Source organism: uncultured Nocardioides sp., from assembly GCF_947488025.1.
Classification (GTDB): domain Bacteria; phylum Actinomycetota; class Actinomycetes; order Propionibacteriales; family Nocardioidaceae; genus Nocardioides.
In genome coordinates this window covers 58131-68686 of record NZ_CANKYS010000016.1, presented here as the reverse complement: position 1 = coordinate 68686, position 10556 = coordinate 58131, and the positions used below count along the sequence as shown (strand labels likewise).

Annotated in this window: 14 protein-coding genes and 1 tRNA gene; 4 read left to right on the top strand and 11 right to left on the bottom strand. The window is 70.2% G+C overall.

Annotated elements, in window-relative coordinates; all coding sequences use genetic code 11:
• Positions 1-358: 358 nt before the first annotated feature.
• The 9 genes from Q1B24_RS20050 to Q1B24_RS20010 form a co-directional block, all read right to left on the bottom strand.
• Positions 359-709: a hypothetical protein gene (locus Q1B24_RS20050; protein ID WP_299932017.1), complete on the bottom strand. Its 351-nt coding sequence runs from the start codon at positions 707-709 to the stop codon at positions 359-361.
• Positions 710-1476: 767 nt separating this feature from the next.
• A complete protein-coding gene (locus Q1B24_RS20045) occupies positions 1477-1620 on the bottom strand; it encodes a GPGG-motif small membrane protein (RefSeq protein WP_186340748.1) in 144 nt (47 codons plus the stop codon).
• An 87-nt stretch (positions 1621-1707) separates the two neighbouring features.
• Positions 1708-3696 carry an NAD(P)-binding domain-containing protein gene (locus tag Q1B24_RS20040; protein ID WP_299932010.1) on the bottom strand — a complete coding sequence of 663 codons (1989 nt, stop codon included), beginning with the start codon at positions 3694-3696 and terminating at the stop codon, positions 1708-1710.
• A gap of 35 nt (positions 3697-3731) precedes the next feature.
• On the bottom strand, positions 3732-4031 hold the full coding sequence (locus Q1B24_RS20035; protein ID WP_191280515.1) for a co-chaperone GroES: 300 nt from the start codon (positions 4029-4031) through the stop codon (positions 3732-3734).
• 59 nt (positions 4032-4090) lie between these two features.
• Positions 4091-4339, bottom strand: a complete 249-nt coding sequence (locus Q1B24_RS20030; RefSeq protein ID WP_299932007.1) for a DUF3618 domain-containing protein — start codon at positions 4337-4339, stop codon at positions 4091-4093.
• On the bottom strand, positions 4336-5091 hold the full coding sequence (locus Q1B24_RS20025) for an ABC transporter ATP-binding protein (protein WP_299932005.1): 756 nt from the start codon (positions 5089-5091) through the stop codon (positions 4336-4338). The genes Q1B24_RS20030 and Q1B24_RS20025 overlap by 4 nt, the downstream gene beginning before the upstream one ends.
• Positions 5088-5771: a cobalt ECF transporter T component CbiQ gene (cbiQ, locus tag Q1B24_RS20020; protein ID WP_299932002.1), complete on the bottom strand. Its 684-nt coding sequence runs from the start codon at positions 5769-5771 to the stop codon at positions 5088-5090. The genes Q1B24_RS20025 and cbiQ overlap by 4 nt, the downstream gene beginning before the upstream one ends.
• A 1-nt stretch (position 5772) precedes the next feature.
• Positions 5773-6105 carry a PDGLE domain-containing protein gene (locus Q1B24_RS20015; protein ID WP_299932000.1) on the bottom strand — a complete coding sequence of 111 codons (333 nt, stop codon included), beginning with the start codon at positions 6103-6105 and terminating at the stop codon, positions 5773-5775.
• Positions 6102-6791, bottom strand: coding sequence for an energy-coupling factor ABC transporter permease (locus Q1B24_RS20010; RefSeq protein ID WP_299931998.1), 690 nt, complete (start codon positions 6789-6791; stop codon positions 6102-6104). Before Q1B24_RS20010 ends, Q1B24_RS20015 begins: the two co-directional genes overlap by 4 nt.
• A gap of 176 nt (positions 6792-6967) precedes the next feature.
• Here Q1B24_RS20010 and bcp point away from each other — a divergent pair, with 176 nt between their 5' ends.
• From bcp to Q1B24_RS19995, 4 genes are all read left to right on the top strand, one after another.
• Entirely contained in the window at positions 6968-7438 is a 471-nt protein-coding gene (bcp, locus tag Q1B24_RS20005; RefSeq protein WP_299931996.1) for a thioredoxin-dependent thiol peroxidase, read from the top strand.
• A 36-nt stretch (positions 7439-7474) separates the two neighbouring features.
• On the top strand, positions 7475-7981 hold the full coding sequence (locus Q1B24_RS21890) for an HNH endonuclease (protein WP_366916561.1): 507 nt from the start codon (positions 7475-7477) through the stop codon (positions 7979-7981).
• Positions 7982-7995: 14 nt separating this feature from the next.
• Positions 7996-8076: transfer RNA gene (locus tag Q1B24_RS20000), tRNA-Leu, on the top strand.
• A gap of 104 nt (positions 8077-8180) precedes the next feature.
• Complete coding sequence (locus Q1B24_RS19995; protein ID WP_299931994.1) at positions 8181-9056, top strand: bile acid:sodium symporter family protein; 876 nt, start codon at positions 8181-8183, stop codon at positions 9054-9056.
• Here Q1B24_RS19995 and rdgB read toward each other — a convergent pair.
• Together rdgB and rph are read right to left on the bottom strand one after the other, a co-directional pair.
• Complete coding sequence (gene rdgB, locus Q1B24_RS19990) at positions 9045-9698, bottom strand: RdgB/HAM1 family non-canonical purine NTP pyrophosphatase (protein ID WP_299931992.1); 654 nt, start codon at positions 9696-9698, stop codon at positions 9045-9047. The genes Q1B24_RS19995 and rdgB overlap by 12 nt on opposite strands.
• Positions 9695-10435, bottom strand: coding sequence for a ribonuclease PH (gene rph, locus Q1B24_RS19985; protein ID WP_299931990.1), 741 nt, complete (start codon positions 10433-10435; stop codon positions 9695-9697). The genes rdgB and rph overlap by 4 nt, the downstream gene beginning before the upstream one ends.
• Positions 10436-10556: the final 121 nt, after the last annotated feature.

Sequence of the window (10556 nt, the reverse complement as noted above, 5' to 3'; positions counted from 1 at the left end):
TTTCCCAGCACGTAAGGGCATTCTCACTTCACGACGCGCTCACAACCCCAAGCCCATCGGTGGATCGAGGCTAAGACACCTCTGCCGGCAGCTCCTTGACACAGAGGGGTGCCAGATCCGGTAACTCGGGTCGGCGCCATCAAGCGGCGCAATGTCGCGCCCCGCACGGTATGCGACGGTGTGACGCACGTTTCGATGCGTCGCCGGCCACTCGTGACAACGGCGAGGGTTCTGAGCATGCCAAATCATTCGCCGGGTTTGTGCGTGGTCGAGCCACGTTTGGCTACTTGATCGCAGCTGCGCCGTTCGACGCGGACGAAGCGCGACCTTCGTGGAGCAGTCTGCGCGTCTGGTGTGGCTACTCGCAGGCAGCGAGAGCGTCGCCGAAGGCCGCTTCGAGTGCAGCGAAGTCCAGGTGAGCGATTGCCTTGTTGCCGCCCGTTGGACCGGCCATCAGGCCATGCGCGTTGATCAGCGTGCTGGGCGTCACGCCCACGGCGTCGGCGAGGACCAGAACGCCTGCGGGACAGAACCCCTCACTCGCAGCAATGACCCCGAACGACACGAAGCCATTGGACCCGGCGCGCCCCGCGTCGCCGTTCGGGTTCGGGTCGGTGAAGTAACAGAAGTGCGCGTTCGCTGCCGCGGCTGAGAGCGCAATGACTGCGGCCGCTCCAACAGCGACGGTGGACATACGACGAATGAACATTGAGGACTCCTACATATCGGACGGGTGCCTTTCAGGCTCCGCCCCTCGCTTCGCGCTGTCTAGCCGGCTCAGAGCTATTGCCACCTGCTGTCTAGACCCCGGTCGGATCTGCTTGCACGGAAAGGCACGTCAGACCTGTCACCCGTTCGTGCACTAGACCCCTTCGTTGCAGCGTCAATCTGGGCGCTTTGCAGCACCTTTCCTGCGTGCTCCATCTGGGCGGCATTCCTGTGACGTGGTGGAGTCGGTTGAGCCTCTACTGCTGTCCTCCCAGCCCCAGGTCCAGCCCAGTTGTGACCGCGGCCGGGCACCAGCGGACGCGCTTGCCGACGCGGAAGTGCTGAACGGCGTGGTTCGCGGTAGCCCAGGGTCAAGCGAGCGACGAGGTTCGCTACTGAGTAGCGCATCTTCAAGCGGGCAGGTCGAGGCGGCTCGCCAGGCTCGACGATGGGATCGCTTCGGCGAGGGCGGAGCAGCAGCCACACGTGGCCGGCGATAGCAGGCTGTGTCGACCGGCCGGGCAACCCTGCGAACTGCCCACAAAGTGCCCGGAAAGTCCGGCGGAACGGGTTCACGCGACATGGGGCGACAGGCACCGGAGATCGACGAAAGCGCAGGTCAGGGGGCTAATTGCCGCAAGTGCACGTCGACGTTCACTGCCCCAGAGAGTTCTCAGCGGGTTCGGGGTTCAAGTCCCTGATGGCGTACAGAAGCGAAGGGCCGGTCCACCAGGACCGGCCCTTCGTCGTTCTCCCGCAGGGGTGCTGCTACGTGAACAGGCTGACTCCACCGGGGCCGACGAGCAGCCCGACGATGATGAGCACGATGCCCCAGAGCATCTGACCCCTGATCAACGAGACGATGCCGGACACCACGAGGATGACGGCGAGGATCCACAGCAGAAATGCCATTGCATGCTCCCTTCGGTTGAACCCTCAACCTAGCCTTCACGGTTGCCGAGCGACACCGAGCCACACCCGGATGGGCGTGTCGTCGGCTCAGGCCGGGCCCTCCTCGCGCAACCGCGGAGGCGTGAAGTTCTCCGGCCTGATGCCGGTCTTGTCCGCGTAGAACCCCCGGACGAGGTCCATGTCGGCCTGCACGTCACCGGTGGGTCGGAACGTGGGTCCCCAGCCGACCGTGCGCGACGGGGCGTCGATGAAGGCGAGGGTGATCGGCAGGCCGGTCTGCTGGGCGATGCGGTAGAAGCCCGACTTCCAGTGCGTCCCCCGCGAGCGGGTCCCCTCGGCGGCGAGGCCGATGAGCCACGGGGCGTCGCCCTCGGACTCGGCCAGCAGGTCCTTGATCGTGCCGCCGGGGTTCTTGCGGTCCAGCTCCACCGCCCCCGTGCGACGCAGCAGCCACCCCAGGGGGCCGACGAAGAGCTCCTTCTTGACCAGCAGCCGGATGGTGATGCCGTACGTCCAGGCCAGCAGGATCGTCAGGACCCAATCCCAGTTGGAGGTGTGCGGCGCACCGACCAGGACGCCGCGCTGGGGCACCTCGCCGACGGTCCGCCACCGTGCCGCACCGAGCAGGACGCGCGCGACCATGGGTCGCACTCCCCTGCTGGTCGCCGGCTGCGCAGCGGGCTGGCCGGTGGTGGTCGAGGCGGGACGGCTCGCAGCCCGCGCACGTCCGGCCCTGCGCTCCCGATCGAGGTCCCACAGGTAGTGGTCGAAGTCGACCTCCATGGTGTGGCGTGGCGAGGCGTAGAACTGCTTCTTGTCCCGGCGGTGCTCCGCGGCCATCTGGCGTCGTACGACGTCGTCCCCCGGTGGCACGTAGCGACCGGCGAGCGTCTCGGTGACCCACGCCGACTGCGCCTCGGCGATCGGCATCACCGCGCCGATCGCCTGCACGAGGCCGATGAAGTAGAGGCCGGGGAGGTCGGGGTGGACGGTGCGCTTCCACAGGGGCAGCTCGTTGCCCTGCGCCGAGACCAGGTCGGGGGCGAGGAACGGGAACGTCACCTTGTAGCCGGTCGCCCACACGATCAGGTCGGCCGGCGCGGTCGAGCCGTCGACGAAGACCACCCGGTCGCCGTCGAGGCGCTCGATGCCGGGCCGCGCCGTCATCGCGCCCGCGTCGAGGCGCTCGCGGATCTGGTCGGACTGAACGGGGTGCGACTGCCCGGGCTTGTGGGTCGGTGCGGGCAGTCCGTACTTTGTCATGCTGCCGGCGTACGTCGCCCCGATCCGCAGCCGTGCGGCGGTCACCCACCACGGCAGCCAGCCCGGCAGGGCGACCTGGTCGCTCGGCTTGCCGAGGAGGAACTTGCGCAGCACCCACTCCGTGCGGCGCACGGACCACGTCGTCGTACGCGCCACGCGGGACGACTCCACCGCGATGTCCATCGCCGAGTTGCCGGCGCCGACCACGACCACGTCACGCCCGGCGAGCTGGTCGGCTGAGCGGTAGTCGTGGGAGTGGATCTGCTCGCCGGCGAAGGCGCCGGGATAGGCCGGCTCGGGCCAGCGCGGGTCCCAGTGGTGGCCGTTGGCGACGAGGACGGCGTCGTAGGTGCGGGTCTCGGTGCCGTCCGGACCGGTGAACCGCACGTCCCAGCGGCCGTCGGCGGACCGGGTGACCTGCTCCACCGTGGTGTCGAAGGTGATCTTGTCGCGGAAGCCGAAGTGGTCGACGTACTGCTCGAAGTAGGCGTGGACCTGGTCGTGGCGCGCGTAGGGCGGGTAGTTTGCGGGCATCGGGAAGTCGGAGAACGCCATGCGGGGGCACGAGGTGTTGATCTCGAGCGTGTCGTAGCAGGCCGACTGGCCGTTGGAGTTGTCGAGGACCCAGGTCCCGCCGATGTCGCTGCCCTTCTCGAAGCAGTCGAACCCGATGCCGGACGGGTGGAGCTGCTTGGCCGCCGCGATGCCCGAGGAGCCGGCGCCGATCACGCAGGCACGCGGCAGCGACTCGTCGACGGGCACCGGGGAGGTCACCGCCGGAGCGCGGTGGGACTGCTTGACGAGGTAGGCCATGGGCCGAAGCCTAGGGCTGGCAGCAGAACGAGCGGTCAGAGGTAGAGACCGGTCGAGCCGCCCTCGAGGCGCTCAGCGGCAACCGCGTGGACGTCACGCTCGCGCATGACGACGTAGACCTCGCCGTGGACCTCGACCTCGGCCTTGTCCTCGGGGTCGAACAGCACCCGGTCGCCGACCTCGACCGCACGCGCGTGCGGGCCGACCGCGATCACGCGCGACCAGGCAAGACGCCGGGCACCCATGGCCGCGGTGGCGGGGATGACGATGCCGCCGGTGGAGCGCCGTTCGCCGGCCTCCTGGTCGACCTCGACGAGCAGGCGGTCGTGCAGCATCTTGATGGGCGCGGCCCTCGGATCGCCGCCCCCACCCGCCAGGCTGCCGGAGGACGCGCTCAGCTCGCGACCTTGCGGACGAGGGCGAACAGCACCACGACGCCGAGGACGGCACCGGCCGCCTTGAGGATGTTGTCGGTGCGCGGGGCGCCCGTGTCGGGCTCGACGAACTGGGACTTCACGGTCGCCACCTGCCGACCGACGATCGTCTTGGGGTGGGCGCGGTAGGCGAGCTGGTCGATGGTCGAGGCAAGCCGCTCACGCGTCTCCTCGATCTCGCGCTCGAGCGCGCTCATGTCCTGGGTCACCCGGGAAGGCTATCAATGCGCCGCGGGTCGAAACCCCAGGGCAGCTCGAGCCGGTGGGCGGCCATCAGCTCGTCGTCGGTGAGGACGTCGAAGGTCGGCCGGTCGGCGACCACCACCCCCTCGCTCAGCACGACGCTGCGCGGGCACAGCTCCAGCGCGTAGGGCAGGTCGTGGGTGACCATCAGCACGGTCACGTCGAGGCTGCGCAGGATGTCGGCGAGCTCGCGGCGTGAGGCCGGGTCGAGGTTGGACGACGGCTCGTCGAGCACCAGGATCTCCGGCTCCATCGCCAGCACGGTGGCGACCGCCACCCGACGGCGCTGGCCGTAGGACAGGTGGTGCGGCGGTCGGTCGACGAAGTCGGCCATCCCGACCCGGTCGAGCGCGTCCATCACGCGCCGGTCGAGGGCCGCGCCCTTGAGGCCGAGGTTGGCAGGACCGAACGCGACGTCCTGGCGGACGGTGCCGAGGAAGAGCTGGTCGTCGGGGTCCTGGAAGACGATCCCGACGCGACGGCGGATCTCCTTCAGGTGCTCCTTGGAGACCGGGAGGCCACTGACCGTGACGGATCCCCGCCCCGCGGCGAGGATGCCGTTGAGGTGGAGCACGAGGGTCGTCTTGCCGGCACCGTTGGGGCCGAGCAGCGCGACCCGCTCGCCCCGGTGGACGTGGAGGTCGACCCCGAAGAGCGCCTGGTGGCCGTCGGGGTAGGCGAAGGCCAGCCCCTGGACGTCGAGCACCGGGGCGGTCATCGCGCTTCCCCCGACTGCGGCAGGCGGCCGTCGTACCCTCGCGACAGCATCGCCAGGTGCACGCGCTCGCCGCGCTCGTAGGACCGGATGAACAGGGCGCCGAGCGAGCGGGCGAGCACCGGCCAGTGCCGCGGGGAGCGCGGGTCGCAGCCACGCGAGCGCAGGGCCGTCATCATCCGGCCGAGCTCCGCGGTGACCACGTCGAGGTAGCGGATCATGAAGCCCATGATCTGGACGACGAGGTCGGGCGCCCGCAGCCGCTGGAGCCCGCGGAGGAGGTCCTGCGGCTCGGTGGTCGCGGCCAGGGTCAGCGAGGCGAGGACACCGATGGTGCCCTTGACCAGCAGCGCCACGCCCGCGACCAGGCCGGGCTCCGACACGGTCATGCCCAGCACCTCGGTCCGCGGCCCGTGGGCGATGAACGGCATCAGCGCCGCGAAGACGACGAACGGCACCTCCACGACCATCCGGGGAAGCAGGTAGCGCAGCGGCACCCGCGACAGCGCGATGACCGCCAGCAGGACGGCGGCCTCGACGGCGAAGAGGGCGTACGCCTGGCGGGGGGTCGCGACGACCACGAGCATGAACCCCAGCAGGGCCAGGACCTTCAGGTGCGCGGGGGCGCGGTGCACCGGGCTGTGGCCGTGGAAGTGCAGCCGGTGCCCGTGCCCGGCGCCCATGTCAGGCCTCCGACTGGGCGCGCTGGTCGGCGTCGGCGTCGCGCGGCTCGCGCCGCCGGACGAGCCAGAACAGGCCGGTGCTGAGCACCAGCATCACGACGACGCCGATGACACCGGCGAGTCCCCCGCTGACGCGGGCGTCGTCGACGCCGGAGGTCTGGTAGTCGGCGAGCGGGCTGTCGGCCGTCGCCGAGTCCTCGGCGGCGTCGCTGAACCCGGTCTGCTCGGCGACGTACTCGAGGCCGTCGGGGTGCGCGCTCGCGTAGTAGCTCGCGACACCGGCGAGGAGCAGGCTGACGACGAGGGCGACGGCGAAGAGGCGGCGGGTGCTCACGGGCCGACTCCCGTGCGGAGCTCGAGCTCGCGCTCCTCGAGGAGCGGGCGGGCGCCGTGGACGAGGTCGGGACGTGTGGCGACGACGCTCCCGACGACCAGACCCGTGATGAGCGCCTCGCCGATGCCAATCGCCGTGTGCCAGCCGAGCATGGCGGTCATGACGGCGCCGAGGTCGACCGAGACGTTGCCGCCGACGGAGAAGAGCAGGGTGAAGACCAGGGCCGCCGCCGGGACGCTGACCAGCGCGCCGACCGCGGCGGCCGGGGCCACCATGCTGACCCGCTTGGGCAGCACCCGGCGCAGGAGCACGAAGACCGCCCAGCCCACGGCGACCGTCACGATGCCGATGAGGGTGATGTTGGTGCCGAGGGCCGTGATGCCCCCGTCCGCCATCAGCAGGGCCTGCACCACGAGCACCACCGACAGGCACAGCACGGCCGTCCACGGCCCCACGAGGACCGCGGCGAGCGCGCCGCCCATCAGGTGGCCGCTGGTGCCGGCCCCCACGGGGAAGTTGATCATCTGGGCAGCGAACACGAAGGTCGCGACCAGCCCGGCCCGGGGCGCCGTACGGTCGTCGAGCTCGCGTCGCGCGCCCCGCAGCGACAGGGCCACCGCCGCCACCGCCACCACGCCGGTCGCCGCCGACGTGGGGGCGTCGAGGAAGCCGTCGGGCACGTGCACCTGGTCGCTCCTGCTCCTGGGATGTGGCCTGGATGAGCCGTGGATGTGGCTGGTTGGATGTCTGGTGGCCGGCACGGATCCCCCGATGCCGGGCCGGCACACCTCGACCTTATTGCAAACCCCTTGCAACAACCAACCGGACGCCTCGTCCGGACCGACCGCGCACAGGAGCCCGCATGTCCGACCGCCTCGCCGCCGGCGACACCGCACCCGACTTCACCCTGACCAGCGACACCGAGGAGCAGGTCTCGCTCGCGGACCTGCGCGGCCAGAAGGTGATCCTCTACTTCTACCCCGCAGCCATGACGCCCGGATGCACCAAGCAGGCCTGCGACTTCTCCGAGTCCCTCGACTCGCTGCGCGGCGCGGGCTACGAGGTGCTCGGCGTGTCCAAGGACAAGCCCGCCAAGCTCGCGAAGTTCCGCGAGCGCGACGCGCTCACCCTCACGCTGCTCTCCGACGAGGACCTGGCCGTGCACCGGGCCTACGGTGCCTTCGGTACGAAGAAGCTCTACGGCAAGGAGGTCGAGGGCGTGATCCGCTCGACCTTCGTGATCGACGAGGACGGAGCCGTCGAGCTCGCCCAGTACAACGTCAAGGCCACCGGCCACGTCGCCAAGCTGCGGCGCGACCTCGGGTTGGACTGACAGAACAATGTCGGTGCCGAGTTCTAGCGTGACTTCATGGGGACCAGACGCAGGTACACGCGAGAGTTGCTGGCAGAGGCCGTAGCGACATCCACCTCCATGGCGGGTGTCATGCGCTCGCTCGGGCTGGTCCCGGCTGGCGGCACTCATGCGCACCTGAGCCGTACGGTCAAGGCTTTCGGTCTCGACACCTCGCACTTCCGACGAGGGCTCCCCCTGGCGCACCACCATGCTCGCCTCGAGCCAGATCAGATTCTCGTGCTGCTTCCTGAAGGAGCCAGCCGTGCGCGTCCACACATGCTGACGCGCGGGCTCATGGAGTCAGGAGTCCCGTACGAATGCGCCATCTGTGGCTGTGACGGAACCTGGCAAGGCGTCGCCCTTACGCTGGAGGTCGACCACATCGACGGTAACTACCGCAACAACCTGCGGGAGAATCTGCGCTTTCTATGTCCCAACTGTCACCGGCAGACGCCCAACTTCGCAGGGCGGAGCCGGGGCAGGAACGCGACCACCGACCGAAGCGCGGCAGAGTCCTCCTAGACTTCCTCGTTCGAGCCGAAGTGGTGGAACGGCAGACACGCGGCGCTTAGGACGCCGTGCCTCAGGGCGTGCGGGTTCGAATCCCGCCTTCGGCACCGAGCTCGACGTTCACTCGCATCCGGTGCGGGTGAACGTCGACTTGAGCAACCTTCTCCGCGAGTCCCGCCCATGTGACGCCCGTCACCACTAGGGTCCGCGCATGGACTCCGCGCTGACGACCGTCGGACTGCCGCTCGCGCTGGCGATCATCATGTTCGGGCTCGGCCTCGACCTGACGGTCGGCGACTTCAAGCGGGTCGGCCGGGCACCGAAGGCCGTGGGCGTCGCGCTCGCCTGCCAGATCCTGCTGCTGCCGGCGATCTGCTTCGGGCTGGTGGTGCTCTTCAACCTCCCGGCCCTGCTCGGCATCGGCATGCTGCTGCTCGCGGCCTCGCCGGGCGGTACGACGGCGAACCTCTTCAGCCACCTCTTCCGCGGCGACGTCGCCCTCAACATCACGCTGACGGCGATCAACACCGTCATCGCCGTCGTGACGCTGCCGCTGATCACCGGCCTCGCCATCGCCTACTACGACCGGCAGGACGACGTCTCGATGCCGCTGGTCGAGATCGTCAAGGTGTTCGCCCTGATCCTGCTGCCGGTCGGCGTCGGGATGGTCGTCAATGCCCGCGCTCCCGGCTTCGCACGGCGGATGGACAAGCCGGTGCGGATCGGGTCGGCCGTGATCCTCGCGGTCCTCGTGCTCGGCATCCTGCTCGACCAGCGCGAGAACGTCGCCGACTACCTCGCCGACGTCGGCCTGGTCGCCGCCCTCTTCTGCGCGATCAGCCTGGTCGTCGGCTACTACGTGCCCAAGGCCGCCGGCGTCACCGGCCCGCAGGCCATCGCGTCGTCGATGGAGGTCGGGGTGCACAACGCCACGCTCGCGATCTTCGTCGCCGTCGAGGTGCTCGACGAGGTCGAGATCTCGGTGCCAGCGGCCGTCTACTCGCTGGTCATGTTCGTCTTCGCCGCCCTGTGGGGCATGTGGGTCAGCAGGCAGGTCGGCGCGCGCGAGGAGGCGTCAGTCGGATGACCCCGCGCCCGGCTCCGTGCCGGCGAGGTCCGCGGCGACGTACGGCGCGAGCTCGCGCAGCGCCCGGCCGCGGTGCGAGATCAGGTCCTTCTCCCCCGGGCCGAGCTCGGCGGAGGTGAGGTCCTCGGCGTCGTGCTCCACCGCCACGAAGACCACGTCGTAGCCGAACCCGCCACTGCCGCGCACCTCGCGGATGATGCGGCCGTCCATCCGGCCCTCGACGACGCGCTCGCGCCCGTCGGGCAGCACCCACGCCACGGCGCACGCGAAGTGCGCGCCGCGACGTTCGTCCGGTACGTCGTGGAGCTGGTCGAGCAACAGCTCGTTGTTGCGCTGGTCTGCCCCCTGCTTGTCACCCAGCGAGGACCCCGACCACCGGGCGGACAGCACGCCCGGCATCCCGTTGAGGGCGTCGACGCACAGGCCGCTGTCGTCCGCGACCGACGGGAGCCCGGTGGCCGCGACACCGGCGCGCGCCTTCAGCAGCGCGTTGCCCTCGAACGTCGGCTGGTCCTCGACCGGCTCGACGTAGCCGTCGACATCGGCGATGCCGAGCACCTCGATGCCGGGCACGTGCTCGGCGAGGATGCGCTGCATCTCGAGGATCTTCTTGGCGTTGGCCGAGGCCAGGAAGATCTTCACCGGGCCAGCGCCTCCTGCTGCAGGCGCGTCAGGTCGACGCAACCCTTCGCGGCCAGGTCCAGCAGGGCGTCGAGCTCGGCGCGGTCGAAGGCGGCGCCCTCGGCCGTGCCCTGCACCTCGACGAAGGTGCCCTCGCCGGTCATCACGACGTTCATGTCGGTCTCGGCGCGCACGTCCTCGACGTAGGGCAGGTCGAGTCGGGGCGCGCCGTCGATGATGCCGACGCTGACGGCGGCGACGGAGCCGGTCAGCGGCTCGCCCGCCAGCGCGCCGCTGGCCCGCAGGTGCGCCACCGCGTCCGCCAGGGCGACGTACGCCCCGGTGATCGCGGCGGTGCGCGTGCCGCCGTCGGCCTGGAGGACGTCGCAGTCGAGCACGATGGTGTTCTCACCGAGTGCCTCGTAGTCGATGACCGCCCGCAGCGAGCGGCCGATCAGCCGTGAGATCTCGTGGGTGCGGCCGCCGATGCGGCCCTTGACCGACTCGCGGTCGGAGCGGGTGTTGGTGGCCGCGGGGAGCATGGCGTACTCGGCGGTGACCCACCCCAGCCCCGAGCCCTTGCGCCAGCGGGGCACGCCCTCCGACGCGGAGGCGGCGCACAGCACCTTGGTGCCGCCGAACTCGACCAGCACCGATCCGGCCGCATGGTCGAGCCAGTGGCGGGTGATGGTGATGGGGCGCAGCTCGTCGTCGGCGCGGCCGTCGGCCCGGGGAGCCGGAGTCGGGACAGAAGTCATGGGCACGACCCTAGACGTGACTGAGCCGGGTCCGGTCACCCCCGTGTGTCACCGGACCCGGCTCGAAGCCCCGTCCCCAGTGGGACCGTCCGGTCGTGCGCGGCCCCACGCCGCGCAGCTC

What these genes read in the sequence shown, in the direction of transcription:
- Q1B24_RS20050 (WP_299932017.1), bottom strand. Translation starts at nt 709, where the DNA reads ATGTTCATTCGTCGTATGTCCACCGTCGCTGTTGGAGCGGCCGCAGTC.
- Q1B24_RS20045 (WP_186340748.1), bottom strand. Translation starts at nt 1,620, where the DNA reads ATGGCATTTCTGCTGTGGATCCTCGCCGTCATCCTCGTGGTGTCCGGC.
- Q1B24_RS20040 (WP_299932010.1), bottom strand. Translation starts at nt 3,696, where the DNA reads ATGGCCTACCTCGTCAAGCAGTCCCACCGCGCTCCGGCGGTGACCTCC.
- Q1B24_RS20035 (WP_191280515.1), bottom strand. Translation starts at nt 4,031, where the DNA reads ATGCTGCACGACCGCCTGCTCGTCGAGGTCGACCAGGAGGCCGGCGAA.
- Q1B24_RS20025 (WP_299932005.1), bottom strand. Translation starts at nt 5,091, where the DNA reads ATGACCGCCCCGGTGCTCGACGTCCAGGGGCTGGCCTTCGCCTACCCC.
- cbiQ (WP_299932002.1), bottom strand. Translation starts at nt 5,771, where the DNA reads ATGGGCGCCGGGCACGGGCACCGGCTGCACTTCCACGGCCACAGCCCG.
- bcp (WP_299931996.1), top strand. Translation starts at nt 6,968, where the DNA reads ATGTCCGACCGCCTCGCCGCCGGCGACACCGCACCCGACTTCACCCTG.
- Q1B24_RS21890 (WP_366916561.1), top strand. Translation starts at nt 7,475, where the DNA reads ATGGGGACCAGACGCAGGTACACGCGAGAGTTGCTGGCAGAGGCCGTA.
- Q1B24_RS19995 (WP_299931994.1), top strand. Translation starts at nt 8,181, where the DNA reads ATGGACTCCGCGCTGACGACCGTCGGACTGCCGCTCGCGCTGGCGATC.
- rph (WP_299931990.1), bottom strand. Translation starts at nt 10,435, where the DNA reads ATGACTTCTGTCCCGACTCCGGCTCCCCGGGCCGACGGCCGCGCCGAC.